The 24,309-nt window shown below is 67.1% G+C and carries 23 protein-coding genes and 2 pseudogenes; 7 read left to right on the top strand and 18 right to left on the bottom strand.

Features of this window, described 5'->3' with window-relative positions; genetic code table 11:
• The first annotated feature begins 176 nt into the window (after positions 1 to 176).
• A complete protein-coding gene (locus ULB03_RS21550; RefSeq protein WP_322485121.1) occupies positions 177 to 404 on the top strand; it encodes a hypothetical protein in 228 nt (75 codons plus the stop codon).
• A gap of 100 nt (positions 405 to 504) precedes the next feature.
• On the opposite strand, the gene ULB03_RS21545 is transcribed toward ULB03_RS21550, so the two are convergent.
• The 11 genes and pseudogenes from ULB03_RS21545 to ULB03_RS21495 form a co-directional block, all read right to left on the bottom strand.
• On the bottom strand, positions 505 to 855 hold the full coding sequence (locus ULB03_RS21545) for a tRNA-binding protein (protein WP_322485120.1): 351 nt from the start codon (positions 853 to 855) through the stop codon (positions 505 to 507).
• Between the two features lie 90 nt (positions 856 to 945).
• Positions 946 to 2,418 carry an NCS1 family nucleobase:cation symporter-1 gene (locus tag ULB03_RS21540; RefSeq protein ID WP_322485119.1) on the bottom strand — a complete coding sequence of 491 codons (1,473 nt, stop codon included), beginning with the start codon at positions 2,416 to 2,418 and terminating at the stop codon, positions 946 to 948.
• A gap of 116 nt (positions 2,419 to 2,534) precedes the next feature.
• Positions 2,535 to 3,995 carry a dihydropyrimidinase gene (gene hydA, locus ULB03_RS21535; protein ID WP_322485118.1) on the bottom strand — a complete coding sequence of 487 codons (1,461 nt, stop codon included), beginning with the start codon at positions 3,993 to 3,995 and terminating at the stop codon, positions 2,535 to 2,537.
• Between the two features lie 38 nt (positions 3,996 to 4,033).
• A complete protein-coding gene (locus ULB03_RS21530) occupies positions 4,034 to 4,723 on the bottom strand; it encodes a TetR/AcrR family transcriptional regulator (protein WP_322485117.1) in 690 nt (229 codons plus the stop codon).
• A 41-nt stretch (positions 4,724 to 4,764) separates the two neighbouring features.
• On the bottom strand, positions 4,765 to 6,021 hold the full coding sequence (locus tag ULB03_RS21525; RefSeq protein WP_322485116.1) for a Zn-dependent hydrolase: 1,257 nt from the start codon (positions 6,019 to 6,021) through the stop codon (positions 4,765 to 4,767).
• Between the two features lie 15 nt (positions 6,022 to 6,036).
• On the bottom strand, positions 6,037 to 7,323 hold the full coding sequence (gene preA, locus ULB03_RS21520) for an NAD-dependent dihydropyrimidine dehydrogenase subunit PreA (RefSeq protein WP_322485115.1): 1,287 nt from the start codon (positions 7,321 to 7,323) through the stop codon (positions 6,037 to 6,039).
• Positions 7,324 to 7,341: 18 nt separating this feature from the next.
• Positions 7,342 to 8,658, bottom strand: a complete 1,317-nt coding sequence (locus tag ULB03_RS21515) for an NAD(P)-dependent oxidoreductase (protein ID WP_322485114.1) — start codon at positions 8,656 to 8,658, stop codon at positions 7,342 to 7,344.
• A gap of 264 nt (positions 8,659 to 8,922) precedes the next feature.
• Positions 8,923 to 10,202 (bottom strand): annotated as a pseudogene (aptA, locus tag ULB03_RS21510) (omega-aminotransferase AptA).
• Between the two features lie 422 nt (positions 10,203 to 10,624).
• Positions 10,625 to 11,047, bottom strand: a complete 423-nt coding sequence (gene ndk, locus ULB03_RS21505; RefSeq protein ID WP_040844830.1) for a nucleoside-diphosphate kinase — start codon at positions 11,045 to 11,047, stop codon at positions 10,625 to 10,627.
• A gap of 107 nt (positions 11,048 to 11,154) precedes the next feature.
• Positions 11,155 to 11,823 (bottom strand): AAA family ATPase, encoded by a 669-nt coding sequence (locus ULB03_RS21500; protein WP_322485113.1) that lies wholly within the window; start codon positions 11,821 to 11,823, stop codon positions 11,155 to 11,157.
• Positions 11,820 to 12,167 (bottom strand): type II toxin-antitoxin system Phd/YefM family antitoxin, encoded by a 348-nt coding sequence (locus ULB03_RS21495; RefSeq protein WP_322485112.1) that lies wholly within the window; start codon positions 12,165 to 12,167, stop codon positions 11,820 to 11,822. The genes ULB03_RS21500 and ULB03_RS21495 overlap by 4 nt, the downstream gene beginning before the upstream one ends.
• A 129-nt stretch (positions 12,168 to 12,296) precedes the next feature.
• Between ULB03_RS21495 and ULB03_RS21490 the strand changes: the two genes are divergently transcribed.
• A complete protein-coding gene (locus ULB03_RS21490) occupies positions 12,297 to 14,183 on the top strand; it encodes an ABC-F family ATP-binding cassette domain-containing protein (RefSeq protein WP_322485111.1) in 1,887 nt (628 codons plus the stop codon).
• 295 nt (positions 14,184 to 14,478) lie between these two features.
• Positions 14,479 to 15,075 carry a class I SAM-dependent methyltransferase gene (locus tag ULB03_RS21485; protein ID WP_322485110.1) on the top strand — a complete coding sequence of 199 codons (597 nt, stop codon included), beginning with the start codon at positions 14,479 to 14,481 and terminating at the stop codon, positions 15,073 to 15,075.
• Between the two features lie 55 nt (positions 15,076 to 15,130).
• Here ULB03_RS21485 and ULB03_RS21480 read toward each other — a convergent pair whose 3' ends face one another.
• Positions 15,131 to 16,294: an acyltransferase family protein gene (locus ULB03_RS21480; RefSeq protein WP_322485109.1), complete on the bottom strand. Its 1,164-nt coding sequence runs from the start codon at positions 16,292 to 16,294 to the stop codon at positions 15,131 to 15,133.
• Between the two features lie 30 nt (positions 16,295 to 16,324).
• Complete coding sequence (locus tag ULB03_RS21475) at positions 16,325 to 17,101, bottom strand: SDR family NAD(P)-dependent oxidoreductase (protein WP_322485108.1); 777 nt, start codon at positions 17,099 to 17,101, stop codon at positions 16,325 to 16,327.
• Between the two features lie 242 nt (positions 17,102 to 17,343).
• Between ULB03_RS21475 and ULB03_RS21470 the strand changes: the two genes are divergently transcribed.
• Genes ULB03_RS21470 through ULB03_RS21460 form a run of 3 tightly spaced genes read left to right on the top strand, consistent with a single transcriptional unit; the run spans position 17,344 to position 19,775 of the window.
• Positions 17,344 to 18,213: a YicC/YloC family endoribonuclease gene (locus ULB03_RS21470; RefSeq protein WP_322485245.1), complete on the top strand. Its 870-nt coding sequence runs from the start codon at positions 17,344 to 17,346 to the stop codon at positions 18,211 to 18,213.
• An 11-nt stretch (positions 18,214 to 18,224) separates the two neighbouring features.
• Positions 18,225 to 18,887, top strand: coding sequence for a guanylate kinase (gene gmk, locus ULB03_RS21465; RefSeq protein ID WP_322485244.1), 663 nt, complete (start codon positions 18,225 to 18,227; stop codon positions 18,885 to 18,887).
• The gene (locus ULB03_RS21460; protein ID WP_322485107.1) at positions 18,888 to 19,775 is read left to right on the top strand and encodes a hypothetical protein; all 888 of its coding nucleotides are present in this window, start codon (positions 18,888 to 18,890) and stop codon (positions 19,773 to 19,775) included.
• A gap of 3 nt (positions 19,776 to 19,778) precedes the next feature.
• On the opposite strand, the pseudogene ULB03_RS21455 reads toward ULB03_RS21460, so the two are convergent.
• From ULB03_RS21455 to ULB03_RS21430, 5 genes and pseudogenes are all read right to left on the bottom strand, one after another.
• Positions 19,779 to 21,211, bottom strand: a pseudogene (locus ULB03_RS21455) (GDL motif peptide-associated radical SAM/SPASM maturase).
• 152 nt (positions 21,212 to 21,363) lie between these two features.
• Entirely contained in the window at positions 21,364 to 21,546 is a 183-nt protein-coding gene (locus ULB03_RS21445; RefSeq protein WP_277908711.1) for a DUF1843 domain-containing protein, read from the bottom strand.
• 30 nt (positions 21,547 to 21,576) lie between these two features.
• The gene (locus ULB03_RS21440; RefSeq protein ID WP_322485104.1) at positions 21,577 to 21,756 is read right to left on the bottom strand and encodes a DUF1843 domain-containing protein; all 180 of its coding nucleotides are present in this window, start codon (positions 21,754 to 21,756) and stop codon (positions 21,577 to 21,579) included.
• 59 nt (positions 21,757 to 21,815) lie between these two features.
• Complete coding sequence (locus tag ULB03_RS21435; protein WP_040847170.1) at positions 21,816 to 21,998, bottom strand: DUF1843 domain-containing protein; 183 nt, start codon at positions 21,996 to 21,998, stop codon at positions 21,816 to 21,818.
• A gap of 289 nt (positions 21,999 to 22,287) precedes the next feature.
• Positions 22,288 to 23,733: an MATE family efflux transporter gene (locus ULB03_RS21430; protein ID WP_322485103.1), complete on the bottom strand. Its 1,446-nt coding sequence runs from the start codon at positions 23,731 to 23,733 to the stop codon at positions 22,288 to 22,290.
• A 114-nt stretch (positions 23,734 to 23,847) separates the two neighbouring features.
• Between ULB03_RS21430 and ULB03_RS21425 the strand changes: the two genes are divergently transcribed.
• Positions 23,848 to 24,285 carry a MarR family winged helix-turn-helix transcriptional regulator gene (locus tag ULB03_RS21425; RefSeq protein ID WP_322485102.1) on the top strand — a complete coding sequence of 146 codons (438 nt, stop codon included), beginning with the start codon at positions 23,848 to 23,850 and terminating at the stop codon, positions 24,283 to 24,285.
• Positions 24,286 to 24,309: the final 24 nt, after the last annotated feature.

Below are 24,309 nucleotides of genomic sequence, written 5' to 3'. Positions count from 1 at the left end.
CTCATCGCGCCATTATGCATGGCCATCGCCGCCACAGCCACCCGTCACCGGGGCCGCCCCACAACCAAGGCGTGACCTGAACCGTTAACCGAACAACGCGGCCCCTTGCCAGCGGCCCGCGTTTGCGCATAAACCTTGGGAAACGGGTTTCATCTCGGGACAAGGGAGGGCGAACTATGGCCGGTGCTCACAGCGGTGCGGTCGCGGTCAGCGATGCGGTGGTCAAGGAACATGCCGACGGCTGGCATGCGTTCACCCGCTTCGTGAAGGCGGGCATCATCTCCGTCGTCCTGCTGCTGCTGATGTTCCTGGCGCACTTCGCCCTGGGCTGGGGCTTCTCCATGTTCCTGATGATCGTCGGCGACATCATCCTGGTGCTGGCCCTGTTGCTGGGCAAGGTGTAGTCCAGCCCCTCCATCCGGCCGCTTGGCCCTCCAAGACTCCGCCGTGACGCCGAGACCTTCGCCGATGACTTCATCCGGCTGATGCGGGCGGCCTGAGCCGTCAGTATACCGTTTCCCCCGGCGGCACGGCGGACCACGGGGTCAGGACGATGACGTTGCCGTCGGCATTCCGGGCGCCCAGGATCAGGATCTCCGACAGGAAACCGGCGATGTTGCGGGGCGGGAAATTGCAGACGCACACCACCAGGGTGCCCACCAGATCCTCCCGCGCATAGTGGGTGATCTGGGCGCTGGACCATTTGACGCCCAGCTCGCCCAGGTCCACCGCCACCTTGTAGGACGGGTTGCGCGCCTTGGGGAAAGGCTGGACCTCCACCACGCGTCCCACCCGGATGTCCAGGTTCAGGAAATTGGCCACCTCCGCCGGTGGCTTCAGGGGTGCGCCTGCCATCCTTCCCTCCTCACGTCTTGCCACTACCATGGTGACAGCCTTGGCCCAGGCGTTCGATCCCGGGCCCAAGACTTCATGTGGCCACTGGGGTCATACCCGCCGGCGCATCAGGCCCGTGTACACCACCGTGCTGATGAACATGCCGATGAACCAGGCGTAGTTATAGATTTCCTGAAAGAACACAGGCACGCCCCCGAACACGCTGGGGAACGCCACGTGCAGGAAACCCGGGACGTTGGGCAGGACGGAGACGGCCAGGGCCGTCAGCGCGGCCATGTTCCAGCCGCCCGTGTAAGCGTAGGGGCCGTCCACGTCGAACAGCCCTTCCATCGATAGCCGCGTGCGCCGCACCAGCCAATAGTCAGCCAGCATGATGCCCAGCAGCGGCCCCAGCAGCGCGCCATAGCCCAGCAGCCACGTGAAGATGTAGCCCTGGGTGGATTCGATCAGCTTCCATGGCATCATCACGATGCCGATGGCGGCGGTGATGTAGCCGCCCCGGGCGAAATTCACGTGGCGGGGAAAGATGGCGGCGAAGTCATAGGCCGGCCCCACGACATTGGCCGCCAGGTTCACGCAGAGCGTGTCGATAACGATGATGGCGAGGCCGATGGCGACGGCGATGCCTTCCATGCGGCCGGCCAGGTCAACCGGGTCCCAGATGGCCTTGCCATAGACCATGACCGTGGCCGACGTCACCGCCACGCCGATATAGGCCAGCCCCGCCATGGGCAGCGGCAAGCCGATGGCCTGGCCCACATACTGGTCACGTTGGCTGCGGGCGAAGCGGGTGAAGTCGGGAATGTTGATGGCCAGCGTGGACCAGTACCCCGCCATGGCCGTCAGGCTGGGCAGGAAGACGACCCAGAACTGCCCTTCCTTGGGCGCGCCGGGGCCGAACTGCGACGGGGCGGACAGCAGGCTGCCGAAACCATGGGCCTTGTCATAGGCCCACCACAGCAGGGCGAGAACGATCAGGATCTTCAGGGGCGCCGTCAGCGTTTCGACCCAGCGGACCGATTCAGGCCCCTTGGCGATGAAATAGAGATGCAGCGACCAGAAGATGAAGAAGCAGACCAGATGCCCGGCGTTGATGCCGACCCAACCCAGCACCGGGCCCTCCAGGGCGCCGCGCGTCAGGATGTTGCCCACGGCATAGATGGCGTTGCCGCCCACCCAGCACTGGATGCCGAACCAGCCGCAGGCGATCAGCGCGCGCAGCAGGGCCGGCAGCTTGTTGCCCCGCACCCCGAACGACGACCGGATGATGACGGCGAAGGGCACGCCGTACTTGGCACCCGCGTGCCCCACCAGCAGCATGGGCACCAGCACGATCAGGTTGCCCACCAGCACCGCCCCCACCGCCTGCCAAGCCGACATGCCCTGCTCGATCAGGCCCGACGCCAGCATGTAGGCCGGAATGCCCATCACCATGCCCACCCACAGGGCGGCGAAATGCACCCAGCGCCACGTGCGATGCCTGGCGTCCACCGGCGCCAAGTCTTCGTTCCAGATGTCCGACGACGTGTCGACGCCGGCCCCCATGTCCGCAGCCGTACTCATGCCCGTATCCCCGTTTATTTCGTTATCCGCCCTCCGGACTTATTCCACCCTGTGCCTTATTTTTGCTTTTTGTCCCGTCCCACGGCCATTTCCCGTCCGCAGGGCGGACAGGATCCTCAGGTCCGATCCACACCCACCGGCTTCAGCGCCTGCTTCCGCTTCGCGGCGGCATCGAACCCGGGCGCGAAGGCCGGACGGTTGACATAGCGCCCGGCGCCGCGCACCGCCCGCAAATCGCCATCCTGCCAGGCGACACGGCCAGCGGTCAGGGTCACGCGTGGCAGGCCCCGCACCTCCATGCCCTCGAAGATGTTGTAGTCCACGTTCTGGTGGTGGGTCTTGGCGGAGATGGTCTTGGTCGCGGCCGGGTCCCACACCACCAGGTCGGCGTCGGCGCCCACGGCGACGGCACCCTTGCGCGGGTAGATGTTGAAGATCTGGGCGGCGTTGGCCGAGGTGACCTTCACGAACTCGTTCATGGTCAGGCGCCCGCTGTTCACCCCGTGGTGCCACAGCACGGCCATGCGATCCTCCACCCCGCCCGTCCCGTTGGGGATGCGGGTGAAGTCGTTGCGGCCGGCGGCCTTCTGCGGCGCGCAGAAGCAGCAATGGTCGGTGGCGGTGGTGTGCAGGGTGCCCGACTGCAGGCCATGCCACAGGGCGGCCTGATGCTCCTTCGGGCGGAAGGGCGGGCTCATGACATGGGCGGCGGCCACCTCGAAATCGGGATGACGATAGACGCTGTCGTCCACCAGCAGATGGCCGGCCAGCACCTCGCCATAGACGCGGTGGCCGTCCATGCGGCCGCGCGCGATGGCCTCCAGCGCCTCGCGGCAGCTGACGTGCACGATGTACAGCGGCACACCCAGCACCTTGGCGATCTGGATGGCGCGGTTGGCCGCCTCCCCCTCCACCGCCGTGGGGCGGGACAGGGGATGGGCCTCGGGACCGGTCAGGCCCTGGGCCAACAACTGCTTCTGCAACTGGAACACCAGCTCGCCATTCTCGGCGTGGACGGTGGGCATGGCGCCCAGCTCCAGGGCGCGGGTGAAACTGTTCACCAGCACCTCGTCATCGCACATGATGGCGTTCTTGTAGGCCATGAAGTGCTTGAAACTGTTGACGCCGTGGTCGCGCACCAGGGTGCCCATGTCGGCGTGCACGCTGTCATCCCACCAGGTGATGGCGACGTGGAAGGAATAGTCGGCCGCCGCCTTTTCCGCCCAGCCGCGCCAGGTGCGGTAGGCCTCCATCACGTTCTGCTTGGGGTTGGGAATGACGAAATCGATGATCATGGTGGTGCCACCCGCCAGGCCCGCGGCCGTGCCGGTGTAGAAATCATCGCTGGCCACCGTGCCCATGAAGGGCAACTGCATGTGGGTATGCGGGTCGATGCCGCCGGGCATGACATAGCAGCCGCCGGCGTCCACCACCGTCGCGTCCGACGGTGCCGCCAGATCCGGGCCCACCGCCTTGATCACCCCATCCTCGGCATAGACGTCGGCGCGGAAGGTCTGGTCGGCGGTGACCACGGTGCCGCCCCGGATCAGGGTGCGAACGGAGGGGGTGGTGGTCATGACGGCATCTCCCTTTTTTCAATAACTCGACTGGAAACTCAGGTGGGCAGCGACAAGCCGGCGCCCCGCAGGATGAAGCGCACGACCTCCACCGTGATGGTGTCGAAGTCACGGCGCGTCAGCTTCTTGCGGCCCAGCACGGCGCGCACTTGGGCGTCGAAGTCGGCGTAATGCTGCGTCACCGCCCAGATGAAGAAGAAGAAGTGCTTGGTATCCACCGGGGCCATGCGGCCCTCGGCGATCCAGCCGTCCAACACGGCGGACTTCTCATCCACCAGCTTCTTGAGGTCGGACGTCAGGAAGCTTTCGATCTCGGCGGCGCCGTGGATGATCTCGCTGGCGAAGACCTTGGACACCACCGGACGGTCGCGCGTGGCCCGCATCTTGGCGCGGATATAGCCCGCCAGCGCCTGGGCCGGGTCGCTGTCCGGCGTGACATGGGCCAGGGGGTCCAGCCACTGCTTCAGGATGTCGGCCAGCACGGCGCGGTACAGGTCGTGCTTGGTGCTGAAATAGTAATGCACATTGGCCTTGGGCAGGCCGGCGCGCAGCGCGATGGCCGCCGTGGTGGCGCCGCCGTAGCCCTGCTCGGCGAACACCTGCTCCGCCGCCGTCAGGATGCGACGCAGGTTCTCGCGCCGGATGCCCCCTTCGGGCGCCGCGGCCGGCGCGTCCGCCCGTACTGACTTCTGGTCCTTCTTGGACGCTCCCCCAACACCCTGCGCCATCTGTACTTCCAACCCCTCGTACCCGTAATGCGGAACGCGGGTCAGGTGGCGTCGGCCTTCGCCACCACGGCCCGCAGGAGAACATTGCATCCGGCTTCACACCATTCCGGATGCGCATGTTCAATCTCGTTATGGCTGATGCCGTCCACACAAGGAATGAAGATCATCGATGTCGGGGTTACACGGGCCAGGTAGCAGGCGTCATGCCCCGCCCCGGACACCATGTCGCGGTTGCTGTAGCCCAATTCCGCCACGGCGCCGCGCACGGCCTCGACGCAGCCCGCGTCGAACTTCACCGGGGCATAATACCAAATCTGCTCGAATTCCGTTTCGAGACCGGTTTCCTGGGCGACTCGTGCAACGGCGTCCCGCAGCTTGGCATCCATTTCCGCCAGCACGGCATCGTCGGGATGGCGGAAATCGACGGTGAAAAACACCCGGCCCGGAATGACATTGCGGGAATTGGGGTGGATTTGCATCAGGCCCACGGTGGCGCAGGCGTAGGGCGCATGCTCCAGCCCGATACGGTTCACCGCCTCCACGACGCGGGCGGCGCCCAGCAGGGCGTCGCGCCGGCGGCTCATGGGCGTGGGGCCGGCGTGGGCCTCCTGCCCGGTGAAGGTGATCTCATACCAGCGCTGGCCCTGGCAGTCGGTGACCACGCCGATGGTCCTGTCCTCCGCCTCCAGGATGGGTCCCTGCTCGATATGGGCCTCGAAATAGGCGCCAAGCTCGCGGCCACGGATGGGGGCGTCGCCGGCGTAGCCGATGCGGGCCAACTCCTCCCCCATGGTCTTGCCGTCCAGGTCCTTGCGCGACAGGCCGTACTCCAGGTCGAAGGTGCCGGCGAAGACGCCCGAGGCCACCATGGCGGGCGCGAAGCGGGACCCTTCCTCATTGGTCCAGGCCACCACCTCGATGGGCGCCTCGGTCTGGTAGTTCAGGTCGTTCAGGGTGCGCACCACCTCCAGCCCGGCCAGCACGCCATAGACGCCATCGAACTTGCCGCCCGTGGGCTGGCTGTCCAGGTGGCTGCCCATCAGGATGGGCGGCAGGGCGTTGTTGCGGCCAGGGCGGCGGGCGAAGATGTTGCCGATGGCGTCCACGGTGATGGCGCAGCCCGCGTCGCGGCACCATTGGACGAACAGGTCGCGGCCCTGCTTGTCCAGGTCCGTCAGGGCCAGGCGGCAGACCCCGCCCTTGGGCGTGGCGCCGATCTTGGCCATCTCCATCAGGCTGTCCCACAGCCGGCTGCCGTTTATGGCGACGTTCGTGCCGAACTTGGCCTCAGTGCTCATGGTTCACATGCTCCCTTATTCGGCGGCCTTGGGCGGCTGGACGCGCAGGGGGTTTTGGGGATGCTCGGGCCAGGTCAGGTAGGGCCGGCCCGTCTCCTGCTCATGCATGGTGATGCAGTCCGGCACCGGACAGACATGGGCGCACAGGTTGCAGCCCACGCACTCCTCATCCACCACCTCGAACAGGCGCTTCCCGTCTCCAGGCAGGATGCGGATGGCCTGGTGCGAGGTATCCTCGCACGCGATGTGGCAGCGGCCGCAGTCGATGCACAAATCCTTGTCGATCTTCGCCTTGGTGACGAAGTTCATGTTCAGGTCGTTCCAGTTCACGACGTTGGGCACGGCGCGCCCCTGGAAATCGGCCAGGGTGCGATAGCCCTTCTCATCCATCCAGGCCGACAGTCCGTCGATCATGTCCTCGACGATGCGGAAGCCATAGGTCATGGCGGCGGTGCAGACCTGGACCGAACCGCAGCCCAGGGCCAGGAATTCCGCCGCGTCGCGCCAGGTGCCGATGCCGCCGATGCCGGAAATGGGCAGGCCCCGCGTATCCGGGTTGCGCGCGATCTCCGCCACCATGTTCAGCGCGATGGGCTTCACCGCTGGGCCGCAATAGCCGCCGTGCGTGCCCTTGCCCCCAACGGTGGGGGTGGGCGCCATGGCGTCCAGGTCGACGGAGGCGATGGAGTTGATGGTGTTGATCAACGACACGGCGTCGGCCCCGCCACGCTTGGCCGCTTCCGCCGACCACAGCACGTTGGTGATGTTGGGCGTCAGCTTCACGATCACCGGCAGGCGGGTGGCGTTCTTCACCCAGCGGGTCACCTGCTCCACCATTTCCGGCACCTGGCCGATGGCGGAGCCCATGCCGCGCTCACACATGCCATGAGGGCAGCCGAAGTTCAGCTCCAGCCCGTCGGCCCCGGTGGGCTCGATGCGCCGGGCGAGGCCCGCCCACGCCGCCTCGGTCATCACCGCCATGAGGGAGACGACGACGGCGCGGTCGGGCCAGGCCTTCTTCACCGCCGCGATCTCCCGCAGGTTGACCTCCAGCGGGCGGTCGGTGATCAACTCGATGTTGTTGAAGCCGATCATGGCGCGGTTGCTGTCCAGCAGCGCGCCGTAGCGGCTGCTGACGTTGACCACGGGTGGGTCCTCGCCCAGCGTCTTCCACACCACACCGCCCCAGCCGGCCTTGAAGGCGCGGGTGATGTTGTATTCCTTGTCCGTGGGTGGGGCGGAAGCCAGCCAGAACGGGTTGGGTGATGTGATGCCGGCGATGGTGGTGCTGAGATCGGCCATGGGTCGTCCCTTCCCTGCTCAAGCCTTGAGGTAGGCGTCTATGGCGAAGGCCGCCGCCTTGCCGTCCGCCACGGACTGCACGGTCAGGTCCTCGCCGCTTTTGATGCAATCGCCGCCGGCATAGACGCCGGGCAGGCTGGTGGCCAGGCTCTCATCCACCTTGACGCGGCCACCGGCCAGGGCCAGTCCGTCCAGCCCGCCGGGCGCCAGCTTCTGCCCCACGGCCTTCAGCACGACGTCACAAGGGATGGTCACCGTCTCGCCGGCGCCAACCAGGCGACCGGCATCCATCGCCATGCGCTGCAACACGATGCCGGTGACGGCGCCGCCGGCCCCCAGGATTTCGCGCGGCGCCAGCCAGGTGCGCAGGACGACACCCTGGGTGCGGGCCAGGTCCTGCTCATGCCCCGTGGCGCCCATCTCGGCCGTGCCACGGCGATAGGCCATGGTGACCTCCGCCGCCCCGGCGCACAGCGACTGGATGGCCGCATCCACCGCCGTGTTGCCGCCGCCGATGACCACCACGCGGCGGCCGGCCAAGGCCACCGGCGGGGCGGCCCGCTGGCGCAGCGCGGCGATGACGTCCACCGCGTCGGCCACGCCGGCCAAATCCTCGCCCGCCACCCCCAGGGTGTTGATCCCGGCAAGGCCGATCCCCAGGAACACGGCGTCGAAATCCTGGCGCAGTTGGGCCAGCGTGACGTCGCGGCCCAGGGCCATGCCCGTCTTCACGCTGATACCGCCCAGGGACAGGATGAAGTCCACCTCGCGCTGCGCGAAGTCGCCGACCATCTTGTAGGCGGCCAAGCCATATTCGTTCAGGCCACCGGCCTTGGCGCGCGCCTCGAACACCGTGACCTCGTGCCCCAGCAGGGCCAAGCGATGGGCGCAGGCCAGGCCAGCGGGGCCGCCGCCCACCACCGCGACATGCTTGCCGGTCGGCGTCTGCCGGGTGAAGGGCTGCACGCCCGCCTTGAACAGCACATCGGTGGCGTAGCGCTGCAGGCGGCCGATGGCCACCGGTTCCGCCTCCGCCTTGTTGCGGACGCAGGCCTGTTCGCACAGCACCTCCGTCGGGCAGGCGCGGGCGCAGGTGCCGCCCATGATGTTGGCGTCCAGGATGGTGCGGGCGGCGCCCTTGACATTGCCGGTGCCGATCTTGCGGATGAAGCCTGGAATGTCGATGGCGGTGGGGCAGGCCGTGACACAGGCCGCCTCATAGCAGTAAAGGCACCGGCTGCTCTCCGCCATGGCCTGCAAGGCGGTGAAGGGGGAAACCAAATCCCGCTCCAGGCTGAGCTGGCTTCCGTGTGCGGCCCCGTTGACGCCACTCATCTACTGCTCCCGTCCTTTCCCGCCCGTTGCTGGGCCACCGCCGGAACGGTCGTGCGTTTCCGGCGGTCCTGTTCAGAGGTACGCGTGTCGCAGGCGTATGCCTTGATTGGCTTTATTTTTCGACTTGTTTTTTGTCCAAGGGCGGGGCCCCTGGGGCAAGCCGCTATCGGCGATGATCGCGGCTTGCCCTTGACCTGTTCATGAGAGTGCGGGTTTACACGATCCGGTGGTCCCGCCGGATGTGGCCCGCTTTAGGGACCCACTTCAGGGTAAATCGCGCAGCACCTCCGCCAGCGTGCCGAAGATCTGGTCGATGTGGCTTTTCTCGATGATCAGCGGCGGCGACAGGGCGATGATGTCGCCGGTGGTGCGGATCAGCAGGCCCTTCTCAAAGGCCCGCAGGAAGGCGTCGAAGGCGCGCGCCGTGGGCTTGCCCGCGATGGGCTCCAGCTCGATGCCCGCGATCAGGCCCAGGTTGCGGACGTCGATGACGTGCGGCAGGCCGCGCAGGCTGTGCGCCGCCTCCTGCCAATAGGTGGCCAGCTCCGCCCCCCGGGTCAGCAGCCCCTCCTCCCTGTAAATCTTCAAGGTGGCCAGGCCGGCGGCAGTGGCCAGCGGGTGACCGGAATAGGTGTAGCCGTGGAACAGCTCGATGACGTTCTCCGGCCCGGTCATGAAGGCGTCGTAGATGTGGTTCTTGAAAAACACGGCCCCCATGGGAACGGTGGCGTTGGTCAGGCCCTTGGCCGCGGTGATGATGTCCGGCACAACGCCGAAATAGTCGGTGGCGAAGGGCGCGCCCAGGCGGCCGAAGCCGGTGATGACCTCATCGAAGATCAGCAGGATGCCGTGGCGGTCGCAAAGGACCCGCAGCTTTTCCAGGTAGCCCTTGGGCGGCAGCAACACGCCGGTGGACCCCGCCACCGGCTCCACGATCACGGCGGCGATGGTGGAGGCGTCGTGCAGGGCGATGATGCGCTCCAGCTCATCCGCCAGGTGGGCGCCCCATTCCGGCTGCCCCTTGGTGAAGGCCTGGTGCGCCTTGTCATGGGTATGCGGGAGGTGGTCGACACCGGCCAGCAGGGGGCCGAAGACCTTGCGGTTGGTGACGATGCCGCCGACCGAGATGCCACCGAAGCCGACGCCGTGATAGCCGCGTTCGCGTCCGATGAAGCGGGTGCGCGCGCCCTCCCCCGGGCGCGGTGGTAGGCCAGCGCCACCTTCAGCGCCGTATCCACGGATTCGGAGCCGGAATTGGTGAAGAACACCTTGTCCATGCCGGTGGGCAGCAGTGCTGCCAGTTGGGCGGCCAGTTCGAAGGCGCCCGGATGGCCCATCTGGAACGCCGGGGCGTAGTCCATGGCCGCCACCTGGGCCTGCACCGCCTGGACGATCTCGGTCCGGCAATGGCCGGCGTTCACGCACCACAGGCCGGCGGTTCCGTCCAGCACCTGGCGGCCGTCATCGGTGGTGTAGTGCATGTCCTTGGCGCCCACGAACAGGCGCGGCGCCTTCTTGAACTGCCGGTTAGCGGTGAAGGGCATCCAGAAGGCGTCCATGTTGTTCGGGACGCTGCCTGAGCCGCGGCCGTCAGGGGCCGCGAACGGGGATATGGGGTGGACGCCGAAGCCATCGTGACGCTGTGCCAAAGCTGCTCTCCCAGAAAGCGCCCGGCCCCGTTCGGCCAGGCATGCCCGCCCTTATAACTCGAAACCCATGGAATAGTTATAGACAGAAACTGATTGCGCGGTTGCAGCTCGAAACTTATGGCATGGAGAGTGACATGAATTTGACCATTTGGTCAGGATTTTTTGACCGGACAGCCAGAAAAATGCGTAAAGCCGCGCCACCGCCCTTCCTGCATAATTTCTGTGCAGGAAGCCATCCATGGCTACCGCCAAAAGAAAAGCGGCCCCGAGGAACCCCGGGGCCGCTTCCCTTGGATCGTCATCCGTGACGTCGGCAATCAGCCGACGATCTCGGTGCCGGCGAAGAAGTAGGCGATCTCGATCTTCGCGTTCTCCAGGCTGTCGGAGCCGTGGACGGAGTTGGCTTCGATCGATTCCGCGAATTCCTTGCGGATGGTGCCGGCGTCGGCGTTGGCCGGGTTGGTGGCGCCCATGATCTCGCGGTTGCGGGCCACGGCGTTCTCACCTTCCAGGACCTGCACCACGACCGGGCCGGAGGTCATGAAGGACACCAGGTCGCCGTAGAACGGACGGGCGGCGTGCACTTCGTAGAACTTCTCAGCCTGCTGCTTGGTCATCTGGATGCGCTTCTGCGCGACGATGCGCAGGCCGGCTTCCTCGAACTTGGCGTTGATCTTGCCGGTCAGGTTGCGACGGGTGGCGTCGGGCTTAATGATCGAGAAGGTCTGTTCGACGGCCATGGCCGGATCTCCTGGGATTTGATACGAGGAATCTCGAAAGTGGCGGCGTTATATACGGGCGCACGCGGGGCCGCAACAGGCGTCGCTCTGCCCGTGATGCGCACCCGTCAGGCCTTTTCGGCACCACCCGCGCCCCGCGCAAGGTCGCGCGCCGCCTGGAAAATGGGCTTCGCCCAGTCTGGAATTGACGCCAGCGCCGCCAAGTCCTCCGCCACTGGCATAAAAATTTCACGCTCCCGCGTCTCCAGGATCAATCTTGCCGGCGGGATGTCGTCACCCGCCCCGACCGTGACGCTATTGTCGAAAAGCTGAAGGTGGCTGATCACCGGCAGAATACGGATCAGGTTTGCGCGGGAGGTTACCCAGCGTTCCCGTATCTTGGCCTCCGGGATGTCATGCCCACCGAAGGCCACGCGCTGGGCCACCCGCCGCAGATGCATCTCCACCGTTGCCAATCCACAATACAGCATGACGATACGATGGGTGGCCGCCGCGGCCAGCAGGAGGGCGGGAATCGCGCTACCGCCCAGGGTGGTTTCGAAGGCATAGCTGGTTCCATCAGCGATAGCCTGACGGAGATTGGTCAACCCCTGACGGCCGGCACGCATATTCGCGGCATCCGGCGCCAGCCCGGTCTGCGCGACCATGTGGCGGGCCATGGTGTCTGGGTTGAAGTAGGACAGACCATGGGCCGCCAAAAGCGCACCACCGAAAGAGCTTTTGCCGGCGCCGTTCACTCCCGCCAGCACCAGAATGAAGGGCCGTGGATCGCTCAATATGAATAGCCCGCCTTCGGTCGGGTTCCGCCCTGACCTTTGGACGCCAGCATGTCGTCAAGTCGATCCCTGGCGCCCGGCTCCCGCAGTGTGGCCAATTCCGCGTCGAATTGAGCGGCCAGCCGCTCCAAACCGGCCTGCTGCTGCGCCAGGGCATCGGCCGCCCTGGTTGCCAACCGATCATACTCCTCGGCCGATACCAGCACCATTTCCACCCGGTCATGGGTGGTGATGGCCACGCTGCCGCTGGCCTGGACCTCCCGCGCGATGTCAGCCCAGCGACTGCGGACCTGGGTCGCGTTGCGCCGGGGCAAGGCTTCCAAGCTGGATCGCTTAGCGACCATGATCCCATCTCCTTTACTACATAACGTACATTATGGACGTTTTATACATACTGTACAGAGCGCTTTACGGAACCTGGCCGGCTAAGCTGACAAGTGCCTTCCGGTGCGCCTCATGCTAAGAGGGCGGCCATGCTGACCATCACCGACCTCACCTACCGCATCGCCGGCCGCACCCTTCTGGACCAGGCCTCCGTCGTCGTGCCCCGGGGCCACAAGGTGGCGCTGGTGGGGCGCAACGGCACAGGCAAGTCCACCCTGTTCAAGCTGATCGCCGGCGAGTTGCACCCCGATGGCGGGGAGATCAGCCTGCCCAGCGGCATGCGCATGGGCATGGTCCGGCAGGAGGTGCCGGCGGGCGCCACCAGCCTGCTGGACACGGTGATGGCGGCGGACACCGAGCGTACGGCCCTGCTGGCGGAAGCCGAGACGGCGACGGACCCCACGCGCATCGCCGACATCCACACCCGTCTGGCCGACATCGGCGCCCATTCGGCGGAGGCGCGGGCGGCGCAGATCCTGTCCGGCCTGGGCTTCGACGCGGCGGCGCAGCAGCGCGCTTGCGCCGACTTCTCCGGCGGCTGGCGCATGCGCGTGGCCCTGGCCGGCGTGCTGTTCACCCAGCCCGACCTGCTGCTGCTGGACGAGCCGACCAACCATTTGGACCTGGAAGCCACGGTGTGGCTAGAGAGCTATCTCAAGAACTACCCCCACACCATCCTGCTGATCAGCCATGACCGGGAACTGCTGAACAAGGTCCCGACCACCACCATCCACCTGGATCAGCAGAAGCTGACCTCCTACAGCGGCGGCTATGACCAGTTCGTCGCCGTGCGCGCCGCCAAGCTGGAGAACCTGAAGGCCCAGTCGGCCAAGCAGGAGGCCCAGCGCAAGCACATGCAGGACTTCGTGGACCGCTTCCGCGCCAAGGCCAGCAAGGCCAAGCAGGCGCAAAGCCGCCTGAAGGCGCTGGAGAAGCTGGGCCCCGCCATCACCGTGCTGGAGGAACACCGCACGCGGTTCGACTTCCCCTCACCCGAGGAGTTGTCGCCGCCGCTGATCAACATGGACGGCGCCGTCGTCGGCTATGGCGACAAGGCGATCCTGCGCAACCTGAACCTGCGCATCGACCCCGAGGACCGCATCGCCCTGCTGGGCGCCAACGGCAACGGCAAGTCCACGCTGGTGAAGATGCTGGCCGGGCGGCTGGCCCCCATGGGGGGTGAGGTCCGCCGATCCTCCAAGCTCAAGGTCGGCTATTTCGCCCAGCACCAGGCGGAGGAGTTGAACCTGGCCTGGACGCCGGTGCAGCAGACCCAGGCAGCGATGAAGGGGACCACCGAGCAGCAGGTGCGCAACCACCTGGGCCGCTTCGGCTTCCCCCAGATCAAGGCCGACACCCTGATCCGCGACCTGTCGGGCGGGGAGAAGGCGCGCCTGCTGTTCGCGCTGATGAGCAGGGAGGCGCCGGGCATCCTGCTGCTGGACGAACCGACCAACCACCTGGACATCGACAGCCGCGAGGCGCTGGTGGAGGCGATCAACGGCTATCAGGGCGCCGTCATCCTCATCAGCCACGACCCGCACCTGGTGGAACTGACGGCCGACCGGCTGTGGCTGGTGGCCGACGGCACCTGCAAGCCCTATGACGGCGACCTCGACGAATACCGCGCCTGGCTGCTGGACCAGCGCCGCAGCGACAGCGCCTCACGCGACGTCACCCCCGCCGCCGGCCGCGACCGCAAGGAAGAGCGCCGCGCGGCGGCCGAGCTGCGCCAGCAGCTGGCCCCCCTGCGCCGCAAGGTGGAAGACGCGGAGAAGCGCATGGGCCAGTTGGGCACCAAGAAGGCCAAACTGGACGAAAAGCTGGCCGACCCCGCCCTGTACCAGGGCCCCAAGGAGGCCGTGACCAAGCTGCAGATCGAGCTGGGCCAGGTGCAGAAGGACCTGGACGCCGCCGAGGAGGCCTGGCTGACCCTGTCGGAACAGCTGGAAGAGGCAATGGCGGCGGGGGCGTGAGGCCCGTCGCCGGCCCCCATGCGTCGCCTGCGCCCATGCGCCGCACCCCGCCCTTGGGCCCCAGTCCGAAATTGCGTAACCGAAACCGGGATGTAACACAGCCATCATTGCAAATCGGGGCGGTGCGTGCCATCTGTGCGCCTATGTTCCGTGCATACATTTGTTCCCGGGGCCTGGGGCCCAGGGCTCCCACCCGGGGAGCGACGACCTGAAAGCCTTACGCCCACCCGGTGACACGATGTCGGCCGGGGGACGCGCCGCCGCTGGAATGCCGATGCTGAGGAACGCCTGACCCATGCCGACTGATCGCGCCGAGACGACCTTGACCGGCAAGAAATTCGCCGCCCGGGGCTCCGCCAAAAGCCATGCGCGTGGGCATGCCCCCCGGGCCCACAGCCCGGCCAGCGAGAACCCCGCCTGGCTGTTTTTCCGCCGCTGGGCCGCCAATCCCGTCTCCATCGCCTCCATCACCCCGTCGGCCCCGTCGCTGGGGCGCCTGATGGCCCGCCATGTGCGGCGCGAGGCGGATGAGATCGTGGTGGAATATGGCGGCGGCACGGGCGCCATCACCAAGGCCTTGCTGGACTCCGGCATTCCCGCCTCCCGCCTGTTCGTGATCGAGCGGGACAAGGAACTGCACGCCTACATGACGGCCAAGTTCCCCGGCGTCACCGTGCTGCTGGGCGATGTGAAGGACGTGCGCACCCTGCTGCCGCCGCAATGGGTGGGCAAGGTCGGCACCATCGTCTGCGGCATCCCCATGATCCTGATCCCGACCGAGGCCCAGCGCCTGATCATGGATGAGGCCTATGCCGTCATGCCGCGCGGCCGCCGGTTCCTGGCCTTCACCTATTCCTTCCGCTCCCCCTGCGGCGCCAGGCGCTGGGCCTGACGGGCAAGCGCCTGGGCTGGGCCATGTCCAACATCCCGCCGGCGGCGGTCTGGGGCTACACCCGGGACTGAACGACGGCGGCCCAGCCTGGTGGCCGGGGTGCGACACGCTGCTCAAACGCGCGGAGCAAGCGCTGCACCGGCTGGTCGAACAGGACGGTGACCAGCCAGGCGACGAGATAGATCAGCGCCAGCACCGCCACCAGCGCGCCGTACAGCGCCGGCCCGGACAGCGCGACTTTCGGCAAGGTGATCTCCAGCGCCAGCAGCAGCGCCATGTGCACGATGTAAAGCGGATAGGATACGGCGCCGGCGCGGCGGGCGAGCCGGCCCCCGCGCAGCACGCCATGACGTTCCAGCCCCGCCAGCCCCAGCACCAGCAGCCCGACCTGGACCGCCATGCGCATGAACATCACCGGGTCGCCATACTCCCTGCCCCAGGCGAGACCGGGCAGCGTCACAAGGACCAATGCGGCCCCCAGCGCCGTCAGGGCCAGACTGGTCCGGCGCCCGGGACGGAGCCTGACGAATATCCATCCGGCGGCCAGGCCGGCCATGAAATGGAAATTGAAATAGCTGATCGCCCGCATGCCCCAGGGATTGGCCACGCGGCTCAGCCATACCGAGCGCGGCAGGTGCAGCATGTCCAGGACCGGCCACGGTATCCACCGCCAAAAAGTGGCGAAGGCCCATACGGCCAGGATGGCGGGGCCCAGCCGGGGTATCAGGGCCAGGCCGAAGAAGAAATAGAACACCAGCTCATGCCGCAAGGTCCAGGCCGCCGGTATGAATTCCCGGTCATGCCCCGGTGACAGCAGGATCATCGGTATGGCCGATTCCGGCGTGATCAGGGAATGGAGGAAGTAAAACGGGATCAGCAGCGCCAGCCAGTAGGCCGGATAGAGTCGGCAAAGGCGGCGCCACCAGAAGCGCGGGACGGCGGCGATGTCGCCCCAATCCCCGGCATGGGCCATCATCATGACGAAGCCGGAAAGGACGAAGAAATACGTCACGCCCAGGGCACCGGGCACCGGCCAGCCGCCCAGCACGGGCCCCACGCCCGGCGCCGCCAGCTTATCGACATTGGGGCCGGCATGGCCAAGGACCACGGCGGTCGCGGCCAGGAAGCGCCCCCATTCCAGGGTCGCCAGCTTGGGCGGCGCCAGATCGGCGTCTCCCCGTCCGGAAACGGCACCGTCACGTATTGTTCTCGCACCCAAAGGCGTATGTCCCATTTGGAGAAGTTGGCTTTAAGCCTTGCGCGGCGCCTGGGCCAGCAGGGCGTCGGTCCAGCTGGGGGGCAGGACGCCCAGCAGCCAGGACACGGCGTAGGTGGGCCACGGGAAGGCGATGCGCGCCCGGTTGGCGGCTAGGCCGTGCACGACGATGCGCGCCGCCCGATCCGCGTCCATCAGGAAGGGCATGGGGAAGGTGTTGACCGCCGTCATGCGGCTGCGCACGAAGCCGGGGCAGATGACGGAAACCTGCACCCCCTGCCCCATCAGCTCGCCCCGAAGCCCCTCGCCATACGACCGCACCGCCGCCTTGGAGGCGCAGTAGGCCGGGGCGCCGGGCATACCGCGGAAGGCCGCCAGCGAGGACATGAGCGCCAATTGCCCCCGCTTGCGCGCCACCATGCGCGGAATCAGGGGGTGGATGGTGTTCAGCACGCCCTCGATGTTCACCGCCAGGATGCGGCGCGCCTGCTCCTCCGTCTCCCCGGCAAGCCCGTCCCCACCGCCGCCCGTGCCGCCGGAGATGCCAGCGTTGGCGATGACCAGGTCGATGGGCACGCCGTCATCGGCGGCCCGAATCCAATCGCCCAGGGCCTGGCGATCCAGCACGTCCAATGCCGATGCCGTGACCCGCGCGCCCTTGGCGCGCGCGGCGTCCGCCACCGCCGCCAGCCGAGCCGAATCACGACCCGTCAGCCACAGCTGGCGCCCCGGCACCGCATAGGCCAGGGCCAGGGCCTCGCCAATGCCGCTGGACGCGCCGGTGATCAGAATACTGTTCGGCGACTGCACCGCCCGTCCCCCTTCGCCTGTTTCGTCACGGGGCGTGCCCCCCGCGTCTACCGCAAGGCCCGCACCCCGCGGGCGCCTGTGGCGCTTGCTTGTTTGTCGCCGCCCGCACGGGCTATAACCCTGGGCTCAAGACGATGCAGCATGTCTCGCCGCCGGTCCAGCGGCAGCGCGCCGATGCGTCCCTGTCGTCCTCCCCGTACCCCGGATCCGACCCTTTGAGCAAGACCGCCCCTCTCGCCAGCATGACCGGCTTCGCCCGCACCGAAGGTGCGCTTGGCGGCATTTCGTGGATCGTCGAGGTGAAAAGCGTCAACGGCCGCGCCCTTGACCTGCGCACCCGCCAGCCCTCCGGCTTCGACGCCATCGAGGCCCTGGCCCGGGCGGAGGTGAACCGCCTCATCCGCCGCGGCAACGTGACCCTGAACCTGACGGTCAACCGCGCCACCACCACGGCCCCCCTGCGCCTGAACCGCGAGTTCCTGGCCCAGGTGCTGGAATTGGCGCGGGAGATCGAGGGTGCCGGGGCAGCCCCGCCCCGGCTGGACGCCCTGCTGGCCATCCGCGGCGTCATCGACACCGGCGAGGAGACGGAGCAGCCGGAGGAGCGGGCGGCGCTGGAGGCCGCCATGGCCAAGACCGTGACCCAGGCCATCCAGGCCCTGTCCACCGCCCGCCTGGCCGAGGGCGCCCGCCTGGCTGAGGTGCTGGCCGGCCACCTGGATGAGATCGCCACGCTGACCGAGGCCGCCGCCAACACCGCCGCACTGCAGCCGGCCGCCCTGCGCGACAAGCTGAAGACCCAGGTGCAGGCCCTGCTGGAGGCCGTGCCGGCCCTGCCGGAGGAGCGCCTGGCCCAGGAGGCGGCGCTGCTGATCGCCAAGGCCGACGTGCGGGAGGAGCTGGACCGCCTGCGCGCCCACATCGCCCAGGCCCGCGACATGCTGGCCGAGGGCGCCGCCGTGGGCCGCCGGCTGGACTTCCTGTGCCAGGAGTTCAACCGTGAGGCCAACACCCTCTGTTCCAAGTCCGCCGACGTGGAATTGACCCGCATCGGCCTGTCGCTGAAGGCCACGATCGAGCAGTTCCGCGAACAGGTCCAGAATATCGAATGAGCACGCCCGCCATGACCGCCGACACCCCATCCCCCGCCCTGCCCCCCTACATGCACCGCCGTGGCCTGATGCTGGTGCTGTCCTCCCCCTCGGGTGCTGGCAAGACCACCATCGCCCGCCGCCTGCTGGAGCAGGACCAGGAGCTGACCATGTCGGTCTCCGCCACCACCCGCGCCAAGCGGCCGGGCGAGGTGGCGGGCGTGGACTATCACTTCACCAGCCTCACCGAGTTCGACCTGATGGTGAACCAGGGCAAGCTGCTGGAATACGCCAAGGTCTTCGACAACTACTACGGCACCCCGCGCGAGCCGGTGGAGCAGGCGCTGGCCGGTGGCCGCGACGTGCTGTTCGACATCGACTGGCAGGGCACGCAGCAGCTGAAGGAAAAGGCCCGCGACGACCTGGTCAGCATCTTCATCCTGCCGCCGTCGGCCCGCGAACTGGAACGCCGCCTGACCAGCCGCGCCCAGGACAGCCAGGCCGAGATCGCCAAGCGCATGAGCAAGGCGTCCAACGAGATGAGCCACTGGGCCGAGTACGACTACGTCATCATCAACAACGACGTGGACACCTCCGTCGCCAAGGCCCACGCCATCCTGACCGCCGAGCGCCTGGTGCGCCGCCGCCAGGTGGGCCTGTCGGAGTTCGTGAAGGGCCTGCAGGCGGGGGTGTGATTGGCTGCACGCTGTTTCCTCGCGGTCTTTTTGGTCACGCTGCTTTTCGCGGCGACGCCGACGTCAGCGAACGAGCAAACCGAGCTAACGTCGGCCAGAAGCCGCATTATCGAACTGATCGACCGCCTGCAGAAAATCGCTGATTCCGGCCATCGGCTGGACGTTGCCTATGTTGAGCAAACACTGAACCTTCATTTCACAGAGGTTCAGGCTCGGCACATACCGCTTTCCAAATGTGAACATTGGTCTGACTCGGCGGCAATGGATTTGCGAGAACTTTCCGCCCGAAGCGGCTGGTTCACAGCTAGTCCCGACAATGAGCAGGATTCCGTCCGCGACCAAGCCAGCAATGGCATCTTAGCCGATGTAAATTATCGGGCCGAAACGACTATAAATTGCACTGGGTGGGAAGCACCCCTTGAAACCTTGGATACACATGTATCCTTCCTGCCTGGTGTTGCCTGTTTAACGACACAGGATATTCATGAACACTGGAGGGAGTTGGAGTTCGCCATATCGGCCCACGGTCCGATAGGCGTCTTTATTGGACCGGGTAAAAATGGGGTTAGAGTCCTCTTGAGGTGGGATCCCCCTTTCCATCGTAAAAACGATTGCGCCTCCGTAATCGAATTACGTCAGATGACTCGCTTTGACGCGACGTATCGCAAGGTCGCCAACGCACACCGCGAATGCGAAGAGGCGGCATTGAACGACTATGCGGCCGTCGCTCCGAAACAGAATCTCGCGGATCATGACAATGCTTCCAGCATCTCCCTCGACGATGCTCGATCAAATAGAGAGATTGGAGAATACTTAATCCGGAAATGCGGCACGTTCGACGCCGTTTATGAGACGTCCCGGGCGGAGTTTGACAGACAGCCGCCCTGAGTCCTACTCCGCCGCCGGCGCTTCCCGCCGCACCCCCGCGAGGAAGCGCTTGGCCTGCTCGATCAGGGCGCGGCGGCGGGCAGTGTCCTCCGCGTGGCGGGTGGCCTCCGCCGCCACGTCGCAGCCGCAGTGGGGGCAGGTTTCCTCGTGCGGCCAGATGTACTGGTCGCAGCCCCGGCAGACCTCCAGCTTCGGTGGCGTGGTGCCGCCGCCGGCCGCTCGTTCGCGGGGGTGGATGTGCACCTGGGCCGGGTCGCGCGCCGGCAGGGGTGGCGCGTCCGTCACGCCGGGGATGGCCTCGGTGATCAGGGCGAACTCACCGATGGCGAAGCTCTCCGCTGGCGCCTCCTTCACCTTCACCACCCGCTCGCGCAGGCCATGCTTGGCCAGATCCAGCACCCGGTGATGGCAGTAGGGGTTGTTGCCCCGCCGGCCCAACAGCGATTCCGAGGTCCAGGTGCAGCCGGCGCGGCAGGCGTCGGCGTAATAGCAGGTGCGGCAATAGCCCCACATCTCATCCACCGAACGCAGGCGGCCAAAGCTGATGCGCTCGGTATGGCGCCAGATGTCCTCCACCGTCATGTCGCGGACATGGCCGGCGGAATAGAGCGAGGTGGCCAGCGAGGGGCAGCCCTTGATGGTGCCATCGGCCTCGATGCCGATGGTGGTCTGGCCGGCGGCGCATCCGGTCCAGTGCATGGTCTCATCGCCATAGCCGCGCCACATGCGTTCATACGGGCCGAAATAGCCGATGTTGTTGCCCACGATCATCAGCAGGCCCCGCTCCACCCCCTCCTGGTACAGGCGGGCCAGCAGGGGCATGACGTCGATCAGCTGATAGGGCTGCAGCAGCAGGTCGGGGTGGTCGACGGCATTGCCCATGGCCACGGTCAGCTGGATCTGCCAATGGGTGGCGCCGGCCTCGATGATGCGATCCATCAACTCGGGCAGATGGGCCGGCGTCTCCGGCCCGATCTGGGTGTTGACCGAGATATCCAGCCCGCGCGCCTTGGCCCGGCGCAGCGCGCTGATGGCCTGGTCGTACGATCCCGGGACACCGCGCACACGGTCGTGCAGTTCCGGCAGGCCGTCGATGGACACGCCCAGCCCTTGCAGGCCGGCATCCACCGCCTGGTCCAGCCGGGCGTCGGTCAGGTTGCGGGCGCCGGTCTGGATGGCGGTGCGCATGCCATGCTCGCGGCATCGGCGCACGATGTCGATCCAGTCGCGACGCAGATACGCCTCCCCCCGATGAGGGTCATCTCCCGCGTGCCCAAGGCCGCCAGCTGGTCCACCAGGTCCAGCGCCTCCGCCGTCGTCAGTTCATCGGCGCGGGGCCGGCCGGCGCGGGAGCCGCAGTGCTGGCACTTCAGGTTACAGGCCAGCGTGATCTCCCACACCACGTGCACCGGCACCAGGTTGTGATGGTCCTCCATCCGGCGGAAGCGGACGGGAACCTCCTGATCGGTGGGCGGCAAGGCGGACGCGCTGTTGTCCATGGGGAAAACCCTTGAAAAAACGTTGGAATAGGCCGGCACCCCCAGGGGGGCCCAGGGGGGCGCCGGCCAGCCTTACGATGGCGCCGGGCTCAGGGCTTGCGCGCTTCGGCCTTGGCGATCTCCAGCTTCAGATGCGTCAGCAGGGTGGGCACGTCGCCGTACTGCTGCACATGCGCCTCGGCCTCGGCGGCCAGCTTCTTCAGTTCCGCCAGGTCGCCCTTGGCGATGGCGTCGGTGATGGCGACGCCGTAAAGGACGTGAAGGGATGACATGGTTTTCCTCCCGGGGTTAAGCGCTTGGGATCAGGGCTTGGCCGCTTCGGCCTTGGCGATTTCGACCTTCAGCAGTTGCAGCACGGTGGCGACGTCGCCGTATTCCTGCAGGTGCTTCTCGGCCTCGGCGTGCAGGCTCTTGAGCTGCGCCAAGTCGCCCTTGGCGATGGCCTGGGTGGCGGCGACGGCATAAAGCGGTATATGCGACATTTTAAACCCTCTTAAGTTGTATTTGTGGGTGCAAAAAATCCCTGTCCCGGCTGGCAGGATCAGGGCGTCTTGCCGGCCTCAAGCTTGGCGATGGCCGCCTTGAGGTGCGTCAGCAGGGTGGGGATGTCGCCGTAGCGCTGGACATGGTCCTCGGCCAGGGCCTTGGCCCGCTTCATTTCCTCCAGGTCGCCGCTCGCGATGGCCTGGGTAATCGCAACGCCATAGGGCTGAATGATCGTCATTGCTTCCTCGCTCTCTCAAGGCCCCCTGTGTCGAAGGCCCCCTGTTTTGAAAGGATCGCGAAAGACAGGCGGCTAGGGCCGCCCACGAAGTGGGACCTGACATCACGGGCTATGGTCAAAATCAGGACGGTTCCCGCGAACCGGGAGGCGGAGTCAGCGTTTGGGCGCCGCCTCCCCAGCGGCAGGTGATCGGGCCATGGTTGCTTGTCTTGCCAAACTTTTTTGGCTTGTTAACTCGAGCGAGTCAACTTAAATGATTGCAACATACAGTTAATACAACCTTATCTGATCACTCCCGCCCCGGTCGCCAGATGGCGCCGGTCAGGGCGGCGGTGACGCAAAGCGCGGCGGACGCCAGGGACGCACCGGCCACCAGCGCGAACAGGGTGCCCAGGCTGGCGCCCAAGCCCACCGCCAGCCATCCGCCCCCGGCCGCGACGATCAGGCGCACCGTACCGGCCAGGAAGGCCCACAGGGGCCGGCCGCCGCCCTGGGAGGCGAAGCCGAGGATGAAGGTCAGGCCCACCGCGCCATAGACCGGCCCCACCGTGCGCAGGTAGTGGGCGCCATGAGCCAGCACGGCGGGGTCATGGCTGAACAGGTCCACCCAGGCGGACGGCCACAGCGCCACGCCCAGCCCGATCGCCTCCGTCACCCCCGCCCCCATCAGGGCGCCGATCCAGGCGGCGCGACGGGCGCGGGGGCCGTCACCCGCCCCCATGGCCGTACCCACCAGGGTCAGCACCGCCGTGCCCAGGCCGAACAGCAACGGGATCAGCAGATAGTCCAGGCGGGACCCCATGCCGAAGCCGGCCAGCGCCTCGGTCCCGAAGCGGCCGACGGCGCCCGTGACCAGGAGGGTGATGAGGTTCAGTTGCAGGGCGCTCAGGGCCGAGACGACGCCCACGCCCAGGATGTCGCGGAACAACCGCCCTTCCAGCGGCACGCGGCGCAAGGTCAGGCCCGAGCGGCCGCGCGCCATGTAGGCCAGCAACACGCCCGCCGCCACGGTGTAATAGCCGCTGACCGCCATGCCGGCGCCGGCGACGCCGAAACCGTGGACCGGCCCGATGCCGAAGATCAGGAAGGGCGAGAGCGGTATCATGACCGCCGCCCCGACCAGGGTGACCAAGGCAGGCACCCGCACATTGCCGATACCGCGCAGCACGGCCGACATCAGGTTGATGATCCAAACCGGCACGGCACCGGCGAACAGCCACCCCGAGTAGGACAGCGCCGCCGCCAGCGCCCCCTCCGTCCCGCCCAGCAGGCGATAGAGCGCCGGCCCGCCCAGCCCCAGGCCCACCGTGAACGCCAGGCCAAAGGCGATGGCCAGGACCAGGGCGTGGAACACCAAGGCGTTGGCGTCGCGCGTCCGCCCCGCCCCCATGGCGCGCGACACCGCCGCCGCGACGCCACCGCCGATGCCGCCCGCGGCCACCATGGTCATCAGCATGGACACCGGCAGGACCAGGGCCGCCCCCACCAGCGCGTCCGTGCCCAGCGCGCTGACGTAATACGTCTCCGCCACACCAACGGCCGTCTGGATGACCAGCACCGCGATGGTGGGCAGGGCCAAACGCAGCATGGTGGGCACGATGGGCCCGTGCAGCAGGGCGTGGCGGGCGGGCGGCGGCTTGGGCTTATCCCGCCCCCCGGCCCCGGATATCGCCGCCGCCGCTGCCGGCCCGATGCCGGTGGTGCCGGTGTCCGTGGTGCCGATATCGGTGGTCATGGTCGTCGTCCCCTCTGGATCAAGTAAGAGTATATGCTCTTATATAGGGGCATATACTCTTATCTGGCGCGGGATGCCAGTGCCTGATAGAAACGGGGGCGGAAGGAGAGCGGGATGAGTTTCGGCCAGCAGCGCGACGGCGTCGCCCATTGCAACTGCGGCGCCCTGCGGCGGGCGGCGCGGCGGATGACCAATTTCTACGACGCCAAGCTGGCGCCCACCGGCCTGCGCGTGACGCAGTTCTCGATGCTGGCGATGGTGTATGAGGCCGGCGCCCTGTCGGTGAACGAGATGGCGGCGCGCCTGGATTTGGACCGCACCACCACCGGCAAGAATTTACGCCCGCTGGAACGGGAGGGCCTGATCCAGACCACCCCCTGCCCCACCGACCGGCGCAGCCATGAGATCACCCTGACCGACAAGGGACGCGAGGCTTTGCGCGCCGGTACCGTGCTGTGGCGGGAAGCCCAACGGGAATTCGAGACGGCCAACGGCGAGGACACGGCGGCCGCCCTGCGCCAGACACTGGGCGGCCTCAGCATCCCCGGCTGACGCACTCCTGGAGGAGCGGACAGG

The sequence above is a fragment of the Nitrospirillum goiasense genome, assembly GCF_034427435.1.
GTDB lineage: Bacteria > Pseudomonadota > Alphaproteobacteria > Azospirillales > Azospirillaceae > Nitrospirillum.
Note: the sequence above shows the minus strand (reverse complement) of the source record. Positions and strands in the feature narration are given on the sequence as shown.